The organism is Jatrophihabitans sp. (assembly GCF_035474675.1).
Taxonomy (GTDB): Bacteria; Actinomycetota; Actinomycetes; order Mycobacteriales; family Jatrophihabitantaceae; genus Jatrophihabitans_A.
Genome location: NZ_DATINC010000048.1, coordinates 57367 through 73171 on the forward strand (window position 1 = coordinate 57367; position 15805 = coordinate 73171).

Annotated in this window: 17 protein-coding genes; 7 read left to right on the forward strand and 10 right to left on the reverse strand. The window is 72.7% G+C overall.

Going from position 1 to position 15805, the window contains the following annotated elements; genetic code table 11:
* The first annotated feature begins 154 nt into the window (after window positions 1-154).
* A complete protein-coding gene (locus VLJ82_RS05310) occupies window positions 155-1270 on the forward strand; it encodes an ABC transporter ATP-binding protein (RefSeq protein ID WP_408662284.1) in 1116 nt (371 codons plus the stop codon).
* 140 nt (window positions 1271-1410) lie between these two features.
* Here the strand turns inward: VLJ82_RS05310 and VLJ82_RS05315 are convergent, their stop codons facing one another.
* The 4 genes from VLJ82_RS05315 to VLJ82_RS05330 all read right to left on the reverse strand — a co-directional run bounded on the left by VLJ82_RS05315 (window position 1411) and on the right by VLJ82_RS05330 (window position 4474).
* Entirely contained in the window at window positions 1411-2307 is an 897-nt protein-coding gene (locus VLJ82_RS05315) for a sucrase ferredoxin (RefSeq protein WP_408662285.1), read from the reverse strand.
* Window positions 2300-3559 carry a cupin domain-containing protein gene (locus tag VLJ82_RS05320; RefSeq protein ID WP_408662286.1) on the reverse strand — a complete coding sequence of 420 codons (1260 nt, stop codon included), beginning with the start codon at window positions 3557-3559 and terminating at the stop codon, window positions 2300-2302. The genes VLJ82_RS05315 and VLJ82_RS05320 overlap by 8 nt, the downstream gene beginning before the upstream one ends.
* 32 nt (window positions 3560-3591) lie before the next feature.
* Window positions 3592-3864, reverse strand: a complete 273-nt coding sequence (locus VLJ82_RS05325; protein WP_408662287.1) for a BatC protein — start codon at window positions 3862-3864, stop codon at window positions 3592-3594.
* Window positions 3865-3994: 130 nt separating this feature from the next.
* Window positions 3995-4474: a MarR family winged helix-turn-helix transcriptional regulator gene (locus VLJ82_RS05330; protein WP_408662288.1), complete on the reverse strand. Its 480-nt coding sequence runs from the start codon at window positions 4472-4474 to the stop codon at window positions 3995-3997.
* A gap of 98 nt (window positions 4475-4572) precedes the next feature.
* Here VLJ82_RS05330 and VLJ82_RS05335 point away from each other — a divergent pair, with 98 nt between their 5' ends.
* Window positions 4573-5595: a hypothetical protein gene (locus tag VLJ82_RS05335; RefSeq protein WP_408662289.1), complete on the forward strand. Its 1023-nt coding sequence runs from the start codon at window positions 4573-4575 to the stop codon at window positions 5593-5595.
* A 127-nt stretch (window positions 5596-5722) separates the two neighbouring features.
* Window positions 5723-6229 carry a DUF4232 domain-containing protein gene (locus tag VLJ82_RS05340; protein ID WP_408662290.1) on the forward strand — a complete coding sequence of 169 codons (507 nt, stop codon included), beginning with the start codon at window positions 5723-5725 and terminating at the stop codon, window positions 6227-6229.
* Between the two features lie 18 nt (window positions 6230-6247).
* Here the strand turns inward: VLJ82_RS05340 and rlmB are convergent, their stop codons facing one another.
* Genes rlmB through VLJ82_RS05355 form a run of 3 tightly spaced genes read right to left on the reverse strand, consistent with a single transcriptional unit; the run spans window position 6248 to window position 9084 of the window.
* The gene (gene rlmB, locus VLJ82_RS05345) at window positions 6248-7210 is read right to left on the reverse strand and encodes a 23S rRNA (guanosine(2251)-2'-O)-methyltransferase RlmB (RefSeq protein ID WP_408662291.1); all 963 of its coding nucleotides are present in this window, start codon (window positions 7208-7210) and stop codon (window positions 6248-6250) included.
* 7 nt (window positions 7211-7217) lie between these two features.
* A complete protein-coding gene (gene cysS, locus VLJ82_RS05350) occupies window positions 7218-8633 on the reverse strand; it encodes a cysteine--tRNA ligase (protein ID WP_408662292.1) in 1416 nt (471 codons plus the stop codon).
* A gap of 55 nt (window positions 8634-8688) precedes the next feature.
* Window positions 8689-9084, reverse strand: a complete 396-nt coding sequence (locus VLJ82_RS05355; protein ID WP_408662293.1) for a PPOX class F420-dependent oxidoreductase — start codon at window positions 9082-9084, stop codon at window positions 8689-8691.
* Between the two features lie 91 nt (window positions 9085-9175).
* Between VLJ82_RS05355 and VLJ82_RS05360 the strand changes: the two genes are divergently transcribed.
* Window positions 9176-10282, forward strand: coding sequence for a trans-sulfuration enzyme family protein (locus VLJ82_RS05360; RefSeq protein ID WP_408662294.1), 1107 nt, complete (start codon window positions 9176-9178; stop codon window positions 10280-10282).
* Between the two features lie 30 nt (window positions 10283-10312).
* Here the strand turns inward: VLJ82_RS05360 and ispF are convergent, their stop codons facing one another.
* Genes ispF through VLJ82_RS05375 form a run of 3 tightly spaced genes read right to left on the reverse strand, consistent with a single transcriptional unit; the run spans window position 10313 to window position 12076 of the window.
* A complete protein-coding gene (gene ispF / locus VLJ82_RS05365) occupies window positions 10313-10783 on the reverse strand; it encodes a 2-C-methyl-D-erythritol 2,4-cyclodiphosphate synthase (RefSeq protein ID WP_408662295.1) in 471 nt (156 codons plus the stop codon).
* Window positions 10784-10826: 43 nt separating this feature from the next.
* On the reverse strand, window positions 10827-11576 hold the full coding sequence (ispD, locus tag VLJ82_RS05370; RefSeq protein WP_408662296.1) for a 2-C-methyl-D-erythritol 4-phosphate cytidylyltransferase: 750 nt from the start codon (window positions 11574-11576) through the stop codon (window positions 10827-10829).
* 8 nt (window positions 11577-11584) lie between these two features.
* Window positions 11585-12076 (reverse strand): CarD family transcriptional regulator, encoded by a 492-nt coding sequence (locus VLJ82_RS05375; protein WP_408662297.1) that lies wholly within the window; start codon window positions 12074-12076, stop codon window positions 11585-11587.
* A gap of 263 nt (window positions 12077-12339) precedes the next feature.
* Between VLJ82_RS05375 and VLJ82_RS05380 the strand changes: the two genes are divergently transcribed.
* The 3 genes from VLJ82_RS05380 to disA form a co-directional block, all read left to right on the forward strand.
* Window positions 12340-13179, forward strand: a complete 840-nt coding sequence (locus VLJ82_RS05380) for a hypothetical protein (RefSeq protein WP_408662298.1) — start codon at window positions 12340-12342, stop codon at window positions 13177-13179.
* 67 nt (window positions 13180-13246) lie between these two features.
* Window positions 13247-14647, forward strand: a complete 1401-nt coding sequence (gene radA / locus VLJ82_RS05385) for a DNA repair protein RadA (RefSeq protein WP_408662299.1) — start codon at window positions 13247-13249, stop codon at window positions 14645-14647.
* A gap of 94 nt (window positions 14648-14741) precedes the next feature.
* On the forward strand, window positions 14742-15805 hold a 1064-nt coding region (disA, locus tag VLJ82_RS05390), incomplete at its 3' end, for a DNA integrity scanning diadenylate cyclase DisA (protein ID WP_408662300.1).

The window sequence follows — 15805 nt, forward strand, 5'->3', positions numbered from 1 at the left end:
CTAAATGAGAAGGTCCAGGCCGCTATGCCGGTCGGGTCGCCGTCTTCGTATCGGTGGAGGCGGAACCCGGCACCGACCGGAATGCCGTGAGGCAGGCGCACTCCCGCGCCCGCCCGTACCCGGTGCGGCCGGCATACCGAGAGGATGTTGTGGCATGGCCGAAGTCCAGTACGTGGAAGCCTCGCGTATCTATCCGGGAAACCCGATCCCTGCGGTCAACAAGCTCAACCTCGATGTCGCCGACGGCGAGTTCGTCGTCCTGGTGGGTCCGTCCGGCTCCGGCAAGTCCACCGCGCTGCGGATGCTCGCCGGCCTCGAAGACGTCGACCAGGGCGAGATCCGGATCGGCGGCGTCGACGTCTCGCAGAAGCCGCCGAAGGACCGCGACATCGCGATGGTGTTCCAGAACTACGCCCTCTACCCGCACATGTCGGTGGCCGAGAACATGGGCTTCGCCCTGAAGCTCAAGGGCGTGTCCAAGGAGGAGCGGGCCAAGAAGGTGCAGGCGGCGGCCAAGCTGCTCGACCTCGAGCGCTTCCTCGACCGCAAGCCCAAGGCGCTGTCCGGTGGCCAGCGGCAGCGGGTCGCGATGGGCCGTGCGATCGTCCGGGAGCCCAGCGTGTTCCTGATGGACGAGCCGCTGTCCAACCTCGACGCCAAGCTGCGGGTGGAGACCCGTGCCAACATCGCCGCGCTGCAGGCCCGGCTCGGCACCACCACCATCTACGTCACCCACGACCAGGTCGAGGCCATGACGATGGGCGACCGGGTGGCACTGCTCAAGGACGGCATCCTGCAGCAGGTCGACACCCCCCGCAATCTCTACGACCACCCGGGCAACGCCTTCGTCGCGGGCTTCATCGGCTCGCCGGCCATGAACCTGGTCAAGGTGCCGCTCACCGACTCCGGCGCCAAGCTCGGCGACCTGAACATCCCGATCAAGCAGGACGCGGCCGCCGCCGCCCGGGCCGCTGGGCTGAAGGAGATCATCCTGGGCATCCGCCCGGAATCCTTCCACGCCTCGGAGAACGGCCAGGGGATCAAGCTCAAGGCCACCCTGGTCGAGGAGCTCGGCGCCGACGCCTTCGTCTACGGCGAGCTGCCCGGCGTGAAGACCCAGGACGTCGGTGACGACGGCGGCGCCAAGCCGTTCACCGTCCGCTTCGACGGCCGGGTGCCGCCCAAGATCGGCAACGAGATCACCCTCGAGGTCCGGACCGACGAGACCCACGCGTTCAACCCGGAGACCGGCGAGCGGCTCGGCGCGTAGCCGCGGCTGACCAGCGGAAGGGACGTCGGCACACCGCCGGCGTCCCTTTCGCTGCCCGGGTCACGTGCGTGATATTCAGCCGTCGCTCCGACGACCGCTGGATATCACGCAGACCCGGCCGGTCCGGCGATCGTCCGGGGTCAGTCGGCCCGCAGCCACAGCGGGCGGTAGCTGAGCGGCACCTTGGCCTTGGCGTCCCGGCAGGTCAGCGTCGCCGGCGCGCCGACCACCCGCCGTACGGCGACCGTGCAGGAACCGCCCGGCACCGCCAGCCGGACCAGCTGCACGTCCGGCGGCGCGCCCTGCACGTGGAGCACCCGCACCGCACCCACCGTCGCCAGCTCCAGCTCGCGCTGGGCGTGCACCACGGCGGCCTGGGCGGCCGGCGGCAGCCCGATCTGACCGCGCAGCTGGTCGGGCAGCACCTGCCCCACCTCGCTCGCCGCCACCAGCGCCACCGGATCGGTGACCCGGCCGTACAGCTGCCCGGTGGGCAGCACCAGCACGTTGGCGGCGAACCGGTCCCCGCCGACATGGCTGCATTCCCAGACCCGGCCGGGGCATTCCCGGGCGAGCGCGGTGGCCACCGGGCGTCCCTCGATGGCGCAGCACATGTCCCGGGTGCCGTGCGTGCACACCGCGTACACCGGCTCGCCGGTCCCGGCCTGCCCGGCCCGGTCGGCCAGCTCCGCCGGGTCCAGTTCCAGCAGCTCCTCGGCGGCCCGGTAGGTCCCCCAGACGATGCCCTGCCGGCCGGGCCGGCAGTCGGCGAAACCCCAGCTGTGGTCGGGGTGCCGGTCCGCTGCCGGATGCCGGCCGGGGTGGCGGATGGCCAGCACCCGGACGCCCTGCCGGCCGAACGTGCTGATCAGCCGCTGTGCGACCTGCGAGCCGAACCGGGAGCCGGCCAGGCCCGCCAGCCCCCATCCACCTGGCTGCTCGACGAGCAGGATCCGGTCGGCGGGAAAGGCGGTGCCGAGCATCTCGTCACCCCGGGCGGCCGCCGCCAGCCCGCACCGGTGGGCCTGGTCAAGCATCGGGCACCAGCACCGCCGCAGTGAGCAGCCGGCGGACCAGGTCGAGCGCGGCCGCGGCGTCCAGGCCGGGCAGCGTCTCGGCACTCACCGGCTCGCCCGACAGCACCAGCTTGAGCGCGGGCTCGGCCGCCGCCGGCAGGCTGACGCCGGTGTCGACGGCCAAGACCCGCACCGCGTCCGGCCGGCGTTCCAACCGGGGCCGCAGGCCCGGCCGCAGCCGGAACCGCGCCGCCGGTGTCAGGCCGGCCAGGGCCGCCAGCTGCGCCATCGGCTCGATCGGTTCCGGCCGGGTGCTGCCGGCCAGCTCGTCGGCGAGCCGGCCGGCCACCTGCGGCACCCGGCCGGACTCGGCAAAAGCCGTGAAGGCCCGCACGGTCTCGTGCACCTGGCCGGCCAGCCGGGCCTCCTCGGCGAGGTCGCCGCCCAGCGGCAGCGACGCGCGCAGCTCCGGCTCGCCGGCTGCCTCGGCCAGCAGGTGCTTGAGCAGGGCGTAGCGAGTCACCGGGTGCACCCCGACGGTCAGGTGGATCGAGGTGTCGCCCTGCGCCACCGCCGAGTGCAGGTAGCCGCGGGGCAGGTACAGCGCGTCGCCGGGCTGCAGCAGCAGGTCGAGCAGTGGCGGTTCGGCCGCCCGAGCGGTGACCGCCGCCCGGTGCTGTTCCCAGTCCTGGCCGGGCAGCGGGTCGGCGAACACCGGCCGGTGCACCACCCAGCGCTTGCGGCCGGCGACCTGCAGCACGAACACGTCGTGGGTGTCGTAGTGCGGCGCGAAGCCCTGGTTCTGCGGCGGCGTCAGGTAGCTGTTGATCTGGACCGGATGCCCCAGCTCGGCGGCGAGCCTGCTGCCGAAGCGCACCAGCGGCGGCCAGTTGCGGTGCAGGCCCTGCAACACCAGGGTGGCGCCGTCGGCGATCAGCCCGAGCACCTTGTCGTCGGCCACCTGGTCGGCCACCCCGGCGCCGAGGCCGCCGGACCGGGTGAACTCCCGAGCCGGAATCACCTTGCCCTGCTTGGCCAATCGGAGAAACGGGGTGCGCAGCCCGCGCCGGGACAGCAGCTCGTCGATCGCCGCGGTGTCGAGCAGGTCGGTGTAGTCGGCGCCGCTCTCGGCGGCGGGGGTGAGCAACGGCTGCCGTGACCAGTACTCGGCGGCGAACCGCTCGACCGGCATGCCGATGCAGCGCGCCAGGGCACTGGCGGCAACGGCGTCGGAGGATGGGAGGGCGGCGCCGACCGGGTCGGCGCCGCCCATCGACTGCTCAGTAATCAGGAGCCGCCGTCGGATCAGCTGCCGCCGTTGTTGGAGACGATGGATCCGTCCGCGCCACCATCGGCACCGCCGTCACCCGCGCCGCCGTCTGCACCGCCATCGGCGCCACCGTCACCCGCGCCGCCGTCGGCACCACCATCGGCACCGCCGTCGTGCACGCCGGGCGTGCCCTGCGCGCCGCCGTCAGCCAAGCCCTCGGTGCCCTGTGCACCGCCGTCCGCGCCACCGTCATGCACGCCAGGCGTGCCCTCCGCACCGCCGTCGGCGGTTCCTTCGGTTTCCGTCATCCTGCTACTCCTCACCAGGTAGGCAGCGCCGGACAGCCTGGCGCCGGTTGGGGCACACTGCTCGGCCCGTCCCTACGCTAGCGATCAACCATGGGCGGCTACCAGTCACCGGTGCGAACCGGGCTCCGGATCAGCCGCCGGCCTCGGCAAGCCCGGGCTGATCGAGCTCGGCCAGCTCCGCGCTGGCCCGGCCCAGCGCGGCACTCATCGCCTCCAGATCGGCCAGCAGCGCCGACTCGTCGACGGTCAACTGCCGCCGGAACGCCTCGATGGCGACGCTGAACGCACCGAAGCAGGCCTCGGTGACCCGGACACCACTGGGACTCAGTGTCAGGATCACCGAGCGCCCGTCGGCCGGGTTGCGGCGCCGGTGCAGATGGCCGCTCCGCGACATCCGGACGAGCATGCTGGACAGCGTGGTGGGCCGCATGCCGAGGGTGCCGGCCAGCTGGGTGGGCGTGGTCGGCTGCATCAGCCGCAACGCGCTGTAGACGGCGAATTCGTTCGGTGGCAGCGGGGCGTCGGCCATCGCCTGCTGCAGCAGGGTGCCCAGCTGCTGGCCCAGGGCGAACACCAGCAGGAACGGCCCACGGAACTCCAGCCCTGCCATGCCCGCGACTCTAACCCGCCGGCCGCGCCGGTCACGGTAGGGTAACTAATACGAAATCGTAGTATCTCCGTGACCGGCCATCCCTACCGTTGGCTGGCATGAGGAATTCGGGGCTTCGCGACGTACTTCCTGCCGTCACCGCGGCGGCGCTGCTGATCGCCGGCTGCGACTCGACCGGCGGCTCCACCCGCACGGCTGCCTCGACGGCCGGGCAACCGGCGGCCGGCAGCTCGACCGGCTCGCCCTCGCCGTCGGCGACGGCAGCGGCCGACCCGCGCTACCTGGTCAAGCGCATCCACACCGGCAGCAAGCCCTGCGCGACGCTGGGCGCGGCGGGCTCGGTCTGGGTGGCCGACATCAACGACTTCACCGTCAAACGGCTCGACCCGCGCACCGGCCGGGTGCTGGCCACCATCCGCACCGCGGCCGGTCCGTGCGGAATGGCCTTCGGCGCGGGCTCGGTCTGGGTTGAGGACTACACCGGCTCGGCGGTGACCAGGATCGACGTCCGGACGAACCGCACCAGCACGATCGCGGTCGGCAGCTCGCCCTACGACGTGACCTTCGCCGCCGGGGCGGCCTGGGTGACCAACTACTCCGACGGCACGGTGACCCGGATCGACGCCGCGACGAACCGGACCCGCACCATCAAGGTCAGCCCCAGTCCGGTCGGCATCGCCGCGGCCGGCGGCGCGCTCTGGGTGTGCGATGCCGGCAGCCGGCAGCTGACCCGGATCGACGCAACGACCGGCCGGGCGCGCACCGTGGAGTTCGACGGTGCACCGAACTGGACCGCCGCCGACTCCGACACCGTCTGGATCGGCGACCAGGGCGCCGGCCAGATCATCCGGTTGGACGCGCACACCGGGCGGATCGTCCGCCGGATCGCCGTGGGACCGACGCCGAACGACGGTGACGTGCTCGACGGCGCGGTGTGGTTCCCGGACAAGGGCGGCGCGCTGTACCGGCTGGACCAGCGGACCGACGCGGTGACCGGCCCGTTCCCGATCCCGGCCGGCAACCCGTTCGTGGTCAGCGGATACGACCACCGGCTCTGGATCGCCGACTACGCCGGCACCGACACGCTGGTGGTGGATCCGGCGCTGCTGCCGTCCGGCTGAGCCGGGGCCCCGAGCGGATAACGAATCGGCCTACCTGCGCGACAGATCCCGGCCCGGAGCTGTCAACAGCTCGAAGGTGGCATCCGCCACCACGGATCGGGGGAAGACGATGTCCACTGTTCGCAGGATGATCGCAATCAACACGGTCGCGCTGGCCGGCGCGATGATCGGGCTGGTGGCCGGAGCCGGCCCGGCCGGCGCCGCGGTGCCGGCCTGTGGCAACACCTCGCTGGACTACGGCGTCTCGCGCACCGACGGCTTCGCCGGGCACAGCGCCTTCGTCCTGCTGTACCGCAACCACACCGCCGCCAGCTGCACCCTGTACGGCTACCCGGGCGTGGACGCGATGGCTTCCAACGGCCGGGTGATCGCGCACGCGACCCGGACGCTGACGGGCTCGGCCGGTGGCAGCCGGAAGGGCGTGCAGCTGATCACCGTCCCACCGCACGGCTTCGCCTCGGCGACCGTGGAGTGGGCCAACTTCAACCCGGCCACCTCCGGGCCGTGCCGGTACTCGGCCGGTGTGCTGGAGACCGCGCCGAACACCACCAAGTCCGTTCCGATCCGCCGGTCGGTGAGCATCTGCTCGCTGCAGGTGCACCCGACCGTGCTGGGCTGGACCGGGCAGTCCTGAGTCCCGGGCGCCGCCGGGTCAGCCGGCCTGGCGGCGCTGCCTGGCCACCTCGGCCATCGCGACGGCCGCCGCCACCGAGGCGTTCAGCGACTCGGCCTGGCCCGCCATCGGGATCGACACCGTGAGGTCGCAGGTCTCGCCGACCAGCCGGGACAGCCCGCGGCCCTCCGAGCCGACCACGATCACCAGCGGGTCGCGGGCGTAGGGCAGCTGGTCCAGGGTGGTGCCGCCGTCGGCGTCCAGGCCGACCACCTGCAGGCCGGCCTTCTGGCAGTCGCGCAGTGCGCGGACCAGGTTGGTCACCTGGGCCACCGGCAGCCGGGCGGCGGTGCCGGCCGAGGTGCGCCAAGCCGTCGCGGTGACCCCGGCCGAGCGCCGGGTCGGCAGGATCACGCCCTGCGCCCCGAACGCGACCGCGGAGCGGATCACCGCTCCCAGGTTGCGCGGGTCGGTGACCCCGTCCAGGGCCACCAGCAGCGGCGTGGTGGTCGCCGAGGCGACCAGGTCCAGCAGGTCCGGCAGCTCGTCGTAGGAGAAGGCCGGCACCTGCAGGGCGATGCCCTGGTGCAGGATGCCGCCGGTGCGGCGGTCGATCTCGGACTTGCTGACCTCCAGGATGGGCAGCCCGCGGTCGGCCGCCAGCCGGATCGCGTCGGTGACCCGCTCGTCGGCCTCGATGCCGACCGCCACGTACAGCGCGGTGGCCGGGATCGCCGCCCGCAGCGCCTCGGCGACCGGGTTGCGCCCGACCAGCAGCTCGGGCGCGTCGGAGTTCTTGCCGGGAGCGCCACGGCGGCGCGGCGCCTCCGACCGGCGCTCGGCCGCCGCGGCCCGGCGGGCGGCCGGATGCCCCTTGCGCTCGGTGGCCTTCGGAGTGGGGCCCTTGCCGGCCAGGCCGCGGGCCCGCTGGCCGCCGGAGCCGACGGTGGCACCCTTCTTGCTCTTGCGGACCGCGCCCTTGCGCGCCGAGTTGCCTGCCATCTGGGAGCTACCGTTCCTGCCGGGATGCCGGCGCCAGGGTCCAGCGTGGACCGTCCGGGGTGTCCTCGACCTGCACGCCGGCCTCGCCGAGCGCGTCGCGGATCGCGTCGGCGGCCGCGAAGTCCTTGCGGGCCCGGGCCTGCTGGCGCTGTTGCAACGCCAGCCGGACCAGCCGGTCGACGGTGGAGGTCAGCGCGGCCTGGTCACCGGTGGCACCGGCGGCCTGCCACTCCAGCGGGTTGATGCCGAGCACCGCGGTCATCGCCAGCACCAGGCCCAGGGCGGTGCGTACCGCCTGCTTGTCGCCCCGGTCCAGGCCGATGTTGCCGTCCCGGCGGGTGTTGTGGATGACCGCCAGGGCCTGGGGCACGCCCAGGTCGTCGTCCATCGCCGCGACGAACGAGGCCGGCAACTCGACCGGCTCGTCCGGAACGCCCGCCACCTCCACCGCGCGCTGCACGAAGCTCTCGATCTTGGCGTAGGCGACCGCGGCCTCCCGCAACGCCTCGGGCGAGTACTCGATCGCCGAGCGGTAGTGCGCCGCGCCGAGGTAGTAGCGCAACTCGACCGGACGCCACTCGGCAGCCATCGCGCTGATCGCCACCGTGTTGCCGAGCGACTTCGACATCTTCTCGCCGGCCATGGTGACCCAGCCGTTGTGCATCCAGTACCGGGCGAAGTCGTCGCCGACGGCGCTGGACTGGGCCAGCTCGTTCTCGTGGTGCGGGAAGATCAGGTCCAGGCCGCCGCCGTGGATGTCGAAGGCCGCGCCCAGGTACTTGCCGGCCATCGCCGAGCACTCCAGGTGCCAGCCCGGCCGGCCGTCGCCCCACGGGGTCGGCCAGCTCGGCTCGCCCGGCTTGGCGGCCTTCCACAGCGCGAAGTCCCGGGGGTCGCGCTTGCGGGCGTCGCCCACCGAGTCGCCGGCCGGCAACATCTCGTCGATCCGCTGGCCGGACAGCTCGCCGTAGCGCGGCCAGGACCGGACGTCGAAGTACACGTCGCCGTCCACCGGATAGGCATGGCCGCCGTCGATCAGCCGCTGCATCAGCGTGATCATCTCCGGGACGTGGCCGGTGGCCCGCGGCTCCACCGTCGGCGGCAGGCAGCCCAGGATCTGGTAGCCGTCCCGGAAGGCCTGCTCGAAGAGCGTGGCGTGCGCCCACCACGGCCGGCCCGCCTCGGCGGCCTTGGCGATGATCTTGTCGTCGATGTCGGTGACGTTGCGGACCATGGTGACGTCGTAGCCGGAGTGGCTCAGCCACCGGCGCAGGATGTCGAAGTTCAGCCCGGACCGCAGGTGACCGATGTGCGGCGCGCCCTGCACGGTGGCGCCGCAGTAGTAGACCGACGCCCGTCCGGCGACCAGCGGGACGAAGTCGCGCACCGTCCGGGTTGCGGTGTCATACAGCCTGAGCGTCACCAGGCAATCGTACGGACTCCCCGGTCGGCCGCTGACCGTAGCGCCTCGGGGGCGGTCAGCCGCCCCACACCACCACGTGGCCGGGCCGCACCCGGACCACCACCCGGACGTTGTCGGTGCCCTCGTCGCCGGTGTAGCTGGCCCCGGTGTAGGCCTGCGACAGCCGCTCGATCAGCTCCGGGCCGCCCTCGGTGCTCATGCTGACCGTGCCGCGGACCTCGACGTAGCGGAACGGGTTGTCCCGGTCCAGGATCAGCACGCTGGTGCGCGGGTCCTTGAGCCAGTTGGTCTCCTTCTTGCGGCCCTGGATGGTGGACAGCAACAGCTCGTCCCCGTCGTAGGTGGCCCAGAGCACCGAGGTCTGCGGCGAGCCGTCGGTGTTGCTGGTGGCCACCACCACGTAGTTGGCGGCGTCGAGCAGCTTCTTGGCCAGGTCCGGCAATTCAGTCATGCGCCCGAGTCTAGGACCGGGCTCCCGGCCGACCCGGGCTGGACAGGCTTGGCACCCCTTGCCCGGCTACCGGCAAGCTAGGTTTGACGGTATGCATCCAGACTCGCTGCGCCGGGAATCGCTGCTGATCGCCACCGGCCGGCCGGATCGCACGCCAGCGGGCCCGGTCAACCAGCCGGTCCAGCTGTCCTCGACCTTCCACGCCGGCGGCGAGCGGGTCTACGGCCGGGACGGCAACGCCACCCTAGCGGCGTTCGAGGCCGCCCTGGGCGCGGTGGAGGGCGGGCTGGTCACCGCGTTCTCGTCCGGGATGGCGGCCAGCACCGCGCTGGTCGAGGCGCTGCCGGTCGGGTCGGTGGTGGTGCTGCCGAGCACCTTCTACAACTTCAACCGCACCCTGCTGGACGCCCAGGTGGAGCTCGGCCGGCTGTCGCTGCGCACCGTGGACGTCACCGACGTCGACGCCGTGGCCGAGGCGCTGCCGGGAGCGGCGCTGCTCTGGCTGGAGCTGCCGACCAATCCGATGCTGGTGGTGCCCGACCTCCCGGCGCTGGCCGCGGCTGCCCGCCGGCACGGCGTGCGCACCGTGGTGGACGCCACCCTGGCCACTCCGTTCGGCATCCGCCCGCTGGAGCACGGCGCCGACGTGGTGCTGCACTCGGCGACCAAGTGGATCGCCGGCCACAGCGACCTGGTCATGGGGACGCTGGCCACCGCCGACGAGGCCCTCGACACCGAGCTCAAGGCCCGCCGCAACCTGACCGGCGGACTGCCCGGCGCGCTGGAGACCTTCCTCGCGCTGCGTGGCCTGCGGACCCTGTCGGTGCGGCTGGAGCGGGCCTGCGGCAACGCCGCGGAGCTGGCCCGCCGGCTGGACGCGCACCCGGCGGTGCACCGGGTGCACTACCTGGGACTGCCGGGCCACCCGCAGGCCGACCTGGTGGCGAAGCTGCTGGACAACACCGGCGGCCTGCTGTCCTTCGAACCGGACTCGGTGCAGCGGGCCGACCAGGTCTGTGCCCGGGTGCGGCTGATCACGCACGCCACCAGCCTGGGCGGCGTCGAGTCGCTGCTGGAACGGCGCGGCCGCTACCCCGGCGAGCTGCGGCAGCAGACGCCGGCCGCGCTGTTGCGGCTGTCGGTGGGCCTGGAGCACGTCGAGGACCTGTGGGCCGACCTGGAGCAGGCGCTGTCCTAGCGGCTCCCGGTGCCTTGACCGGTCAGCACCTCAGCGGGCGATCAGAGCGGTGGCAACGGCGGCCAGGCCCTCGCCCCGGCCGGTCAGGCCGAGACCGTCGGTGGTGGTCGCCGACAGGGTCACCGGGGCGCCCACCACGTCGCTGAGCAGCGCCTCGGCGTCCAGCCGGCGCGGTCCGAGCTTCGGCTGGTTGCCGATCAGCTGCACCGCGACGTTGCCGATCCGCCAGCTCGCCGCGTCCAGCCGGCGGACCACCTCGGCGAGCAGCTCGATCCCGGACGCCCCGGCCCACTCCGGTTCGGCGGTGCCGAACACCGCGCCGAGGTCGCCGAGGCCGGCAGCGGACAGCAGCGCGTCGCAGGCGGCATGGCAGACCACGTCGCCGTCGGAGTGCCCGGTGCAGCCCGGCACGTTCGGCCAGAACAGCCCCGCCAGCCAGCACTCGCGGCCCTCTTCGATCGGGTGCACGTCCACCCCGACCCCTACCCTGGGCAGCGTCATGCCGGCCCTCCCGGCTGGGTCGGGCAGCCGCTTCGGGCCGCGGTCATGTCGGCCCGCCGGACTGGGTGGTGGCGTCCAGCTCGCGGGCCAGCGCATGCGCCAGCCGCAGGTCATGCGGCCCGGTGATCTTGAAGCACAGCTCCGCACCGGGGACGGTCCGCACCGGCACCCCGAGCGCTTCGAGCAGCCCGGCGTCGTCGGTCACGTCGGTCAGCGAACGCTCCCGGGCGGCCCGGTGCGCGGCCACCAGCGCGGTCCGGGAGAAACCCTGCGGGGTCTGGACGGCACGCAGCTGCGTCCGGTCGAGGGTGTCGACCACCTGGCCGGTGCCGTCCACCCGCTTGATGGTGTCGGCCACCGGCAGCACCGGGATCACCGCCTGCTCGCCGGCGTGCAGGGCAGCCACCACTGCGGAGATCACCGAGCCGGGCACCAGTGGCCGGGCCGCGTCGTGCACCAGCACCAGACCGATCCCGGGGGCCAGTGCGGCCAGGCCCAGCTGCACCGAGGCCTGCCGGCTGGCGCCGCCGGCCACTACGGATGCCCGGCCGGCGGCGCAGTCCTCGGCGGCGGCGATCGCGTCCGGCGGAGCGACCACCACGACCGAGTCGATGTCGGGATGGCCGGTGAAGGCGTCCAGCGCCCAGGCCAGCAGCGGACGGCCGTGCAGCGGTACCAGCGCCTTGGGCATGCCGGCGGCCAGCCGCTGGCCGGAGCCGGCAGCCACGATCACCGCAGCGATTCCCGTGCCGGCATCGGCAGCCTCGGCGGCCGCCGGTCGGGAATTGGTCAAGCCCTGGCTCAGGCGACAGCCTCGGCCAGAACCTCGTCGAGCACGAGTTCTGCCTTGTCCTCGTTGGTGCCCTCGGCCAGCGCCAGTTCGCTCACCAGGATCTGGCGGGCCTTGGCCAGCATGCGCTTCTCACCCGCGGACAGGCCGCGGTCCTTCTCGCGCCGCCACAGGTCTCGCACAACCTCGGCGACCTTGTTCACGTCGCCGGAGGCCAGCTTCTCGCCGTTGGCCTTGTAACGACGCGACCAGTTGGTCGGCTCCTCGGTGTGCGGGGCGCGTAGCACCTCGAAGACCCGGTCCAGGCCTTCCTGACCGACCACGTCACGCACGCCCACGATCTCGGCGTTGTCGGCGGGCACTCGGACGGTCAGATCACCCTGCTGGACCTTGAGCACGAGATACGTGCGCTCGACGCCTTGGATGATACGAGTCTCGATTGCCTCGATTCTGGCAGCTCCATGGTGCGGATAAACTACGGTCTCGCCGACCTGAAAAGTCATAGAGGCAACCCCTTCCGGTGGACTCCAGGGTAACACGTGGGACCGACACGCCCCGAGTCCTTCCTTGACCCCACCCATGCTCGCACCCCCTCCGCAGACCGGTGCAGTCACCGCCCGGACGACCCGCCGCGCCAGCCGCGCCACCTGTCCGTTGCCGGGTCCGGGGCCCTCGCTAGGCTGAGGGGCCGGATGTCCCATCCGGCTCAACAGTCGACCCGGCATGGAAGGTAAGCACCGCGAGTTGAGGCAGCTGAGGAGTCGCCGTGGGTAACGAGACCGCTGGCCGTACGAGCCTGCTCCGCCGGCTCGGGACGGCAGCCGGATCCGCTGCGGCCGGCCTGGTCCTGGTGACCGGCTGCGCCGCCGGGCAGAACGCCCAGACGGTGGAGCAGACGCCCTCGATCGACGGGATCCAGGCCGAGGCGGGCACCATCGCCATCCGGGCCGCCGGCATCGCCACCCCGGAGTCGGGCGGCAGCTACGCCAAGGGTTCCGACGCCCCGCTGCGGATGGTGCTGATCAACCGGGGCGACCAGGCCGACCGGCTGGTGTCAGTGAGCTCTCCGGTGGCCGGCGGCGCCCAGCTGGGCACCGGCTCGGGCTCGTCGGGGTCGTCCTCGGCGGCTGGCACATCGCCGTCGGTCTCCAGCAGTTCGGCCAGCGCCTCGCCGTCCGCCTCGGCCACCGCGTCAGCTACCGGCTCGGCCACGGCATCAGCCACCGGCTCGGCGTCGGCCACCGGCACCGCCTCGGCGTCGGGTTCGGCCCCGACGTCCAGTGCCTCGGCTTCCAGCTCAGCCCCGGCTTCCAGCTCGGCGCCGGCCCCCAGTTCAGCGCCGGCAACCAGCTCGCCGAGCGCCTCGGCCGCCAGCACCCCGATCAACCTGCCGGCCCGGCAGTCGGTCTCGGTCGGGATGGGCGACGGCGGTGCCACCGTGACGCTCACCGGCCTGACCGCCGACCTGTTCCCCGCGCAGTCGGTGCCGGTCACCTTCACCTTCGCCAGCGGCACCAGCATCACGGTCGTGCTCGCCGTCCAGCTGTCCAGTGAGGCCCCGAGCGCGCCCACCGTCAGCGTGGCCACCCAGCCGGGCGGCGAGTAACTCCGACCTCCCTCCGGCGCGGCTCGGCACCGGCTTTCTGTCGTAACCCCCCGGTAGCCTCCGGCGGGTGAGTACCCCACCGGGCAGCACCGTCAAGCAGCCCAAGCGCGCCAGCACCAGCTACGCGTGCACCGAGTGCGGCACCTCCTCGATCCGCTGGGTGGGGCGCTGCCCGGAATGCCAGGCGTGGGGCACCATGGCCGAGGAGGGGGTCCGGGCGGCTGCCCTGACGCTGCCGGCGCCGGTCACCCCGCGTACCGCCGCCCAGCCGATCAGCCGGCAAGACGCCACGCTGGCCCGGGCGCTGCCGACCGGCATCGGCGAGCTGGACCGGGTGCTGGGCGGGGGCCTGGTGCCGGGTGCGGTGCTGCTGCTGGCCGGCGAGCCGGGAGTGGGCAAGTCGACCCTGCTGCTGGAGGCCGGCCAGAAGTACGCCGCCGTCACCGGCTCCTCAGCGCTGATCGTGACCGGCGAGGAGTCCACCGCCCAGGTGCGGGCCCGGGCCGAACGCACCCACACCATGCACCCGCAACTGTTCCTGGCCGCCGAGAACGACCTCGGCGCGGTGCTGGCCCACCTGGACGAGGTCAAGCCCGGGCTGCTGATCCTGGATTCGGTGCAGACCATCGCCTCCTCGACGGTGGACGGGGTGGTGGGCGGCGTGCCGCAGATCCGGGCCGTCACCGCCGCCATCAGCGCGGTCGCCAAGGAGCGCGGCATCGCCACCGTGCTGGTCGGCCACGTCACCAAGGACGGCTCGATCGCCGGCCCGCGGGCGCTGGAGCACCTGGTGGACGTGGTGCTGTACTTCGAAGGCGACCGGCACAGCTCGCTGCGCCTGCTGCGCGCCATCAAGAACCGGTTCGGCGCCACCGACGAGGTCGGCTGCTTCGAGATGCACGAGGAGGGCATCGACGAGTTGCCCGACCCGTCCGGGCTGTTCGTCAGCAGCCGGGACATCGCCGTGCCGGGCACCTGTGTCACGGTCACGGTGACCGGCCGCCGGCCGCTGCTGTCCGAGGTGCAGTCGCTGGTGGCCTCCTCCTACGGCAACGGCGGTTCGGCCCGGCGGTCGGTCACCGACCTCGACGCCTCCCGGGTGAACATGCTGCTGGCGGTGCTGGGCCGGCACGCCGGTGTCCAGCTGGGCGACCGGGACGTCTACGCGGCCAGCGTCGGCGGCATCAAGATCACCGAGCCGTCGGTGGATCTGGCCATCCTGCTCGCCGTCGCCTCGGCCGCCAGCGACATCGCGCTGCCCAGCACCCTGTGCGCGATCGGCGAGGTCTCGCTGTCCGGTGACATCCGCCGGGTCTCGAGCGTGCAGCGCCGGCTCAGCGAGGCCAGCCGGCTGGGGTTCCGCAAAGCACTGGTGCCGCACGGCTCGGACTGGTCCCAGCTGGCCGGCATGAAGGTGGTCGAAGTACCCACGGTGACCCGGGCCTGGGACTTCGTAGCCCAGTTGTGACGGAGCGGTCCAACTAGCGGCCGTCACCCGGCCGGCAAGCTCCTAGACTGTCCTGCAAGGTTGAAGGCTGTGTGAAGAGTGCGGGAGTAGGTACGTGGCTGTCAGTGATCGCGACGAGGTGCTGCGATCGGTCCTTGCCTCGCTCGCTCCCGGCACCGCGCTACGGGACGGTTTGGAACGCATTCTGCGCGGCAACACCGGTGCGCTGGTAGTGCTCGGCTACGACAAGGTCGTCGATGCGCTGTGCACCGGCGGCTTCCCGCTGGACATCGAGTTCGCCGCCACCCGGCTGCGGGAGCTGGCCAAGATGGACGGCGCGGTGGTGCTCAGCACCGACGGCACCCGGATCCTGCGGGCGGCCACCCACCTGATGCCCGACCCGGCGATCCCGACCGAGGAATCCGGCACCCGGCACCGCACCGCCCAGCGGGTGGCCCAGCAGACCGGCTTCCCGGTGATCTCGGTGTCGCAGTCGATGAAGATCATCAGCCTCTACCTGGGTGCCCGCCGGCACGTGCTGGAGAACTCCACCTCGCTGCTGTCACGGGCCAACCAGGCGGTCCAGACGCTGGAGCGGTACAAGTCCCGGCTGGACGAGGTCTCCCAGACCCTGTCCGCGCTCGAGATCGAGGACCTGGTCACGGTGCGCGACGCGGCGGCGGTGTCCCAGCGGCTGGAGATGGTCACCCGGATCGCCGACGAGATCTCCGGCTACGGCGCCGAGCTCGGGACCGACGGCCGGCTGCTGTCGATGCAGCTGGAGGAGCTGATGGCCGGCGTGCACACCGACCGGGAGCTGATCGCCCGGGACTACCTGCCGGCCAGCCGCAAGAACCGGACGGTGGAGCAAGCCCTGGAGGATCTGGCCCAGCTGTCGGCGGCCGAGCTGCTCGACCTGTCCAACATCGCCAAGGCGCTGGGTTACCCGGCCGGCCCCGAGACCCTGGAGACGTCGGCGAGCCCGCGGGGCTACCGGCTGCTGTCGCGGGTGCCCCGGCTGCCGAACCTGGTGCTCAACCGGATCGTGGAGCACTTCGGCGGCCTGCAGAAGGTGCTGGCCGCCTCCGTCGACGAGCTGCAGGAGGTCGAGGGGGTCGGCGACGCCCGGGCCCGCTCGATCCGCGAGGCCCTCTCCCGGCTGGCCGAGTCCTCGATCAT

Excerpts from the sequence above, each read along its gene's own strand:
- VLJ82_RS05310 (WP_408662284.1), top strand. The coding sequence starts at position 155 with ATGGCCGAAGTCCAGTACGTGGAAGCCTCGCGTATCTATCCGGGAAAC.
- VLJ82_RS05315 (WP_408662285.1), bottom strand. The coding sequence starts at position 2,307 with ATGCTTGACCAGGCCCACCGGTGCGGGCTGGCGGCGGCCGCCCGGGGT.
- VLJ82_RS05320 (WP_408662286.1), bottom strand. The coding sequence starts at position 3,559 with ATGGGCGGCGCCGACCCGGTCGGCGCCGCCCTCCCATCCTCCGACGCC.
- VLJ82_RS05325 (WP_408662287.1), bottom strand. The coding sequence starts at position 3,864 with ATGACGGAAACCGAAGGAACCGCCGACGGCGGTGCGGAGGGCACGCCT.
- VLJ82_RS05330 (WP_408662288.1), bottom strand. The coding sequence starts at position 4,474 with ATGGCAGGGCTGGAGTTCCGTGGGCCGTTCCTGCTGGTGTTCGCCCTG.
- VLJ82_RS05335 (WP_408662289.1), top strand. The coding sequence starts at position 4,573 with ATGAGGAATTCGGGGCTTCGCGACGTACTTCCTGCCGTCACCGCGGCG.
- VLJ82_RS05340 (WP_408662290.1), top strand. The coding sequence starts at position 5,723 with ATGATCGCAATCAACACGGTCGCGCTGGCCGGCGCGATGATCGGGCTG.
- rlmB (WP_408662291.1), bottom strand. The coding sequence starts at position 7,210 with ATGGCAGGCAACTCGGCGCGCAAGGGCGCGGTCCGCAAGAGCAAGAAG.
- VLJ82_RS05355 (WP_408662293.1), bottom strand. The coding sequence starts at position 9,084 with ATGACTGAATTGCCGGACCTGGCCAAGAAGCTGCTCGACGCCGCCAAC.
- VLJ82_RS05360 (WP_408662294.1), top strand. The coding sequence starts at position 9,176 with ATGCATCCAGACTCGCTGCGCCGGGAATCGCTGCTGATCGCCACCGGC.
- ispF (WP_408662295.1), bottom strand. The coding sequence starts at position 10,783 with ATGACGCTGCCCAGGGTAGGGGTCGGGGTGGACGTGCACCCGATCGAA.
- VLJ82_RS05375 (WP_408662297.1), bottom strand. The coding sequence starts at position 12,076 with ATGACTTTTCAGGTCGGCGAGACCGTAGTTTATCCGCACCATGGAGCT.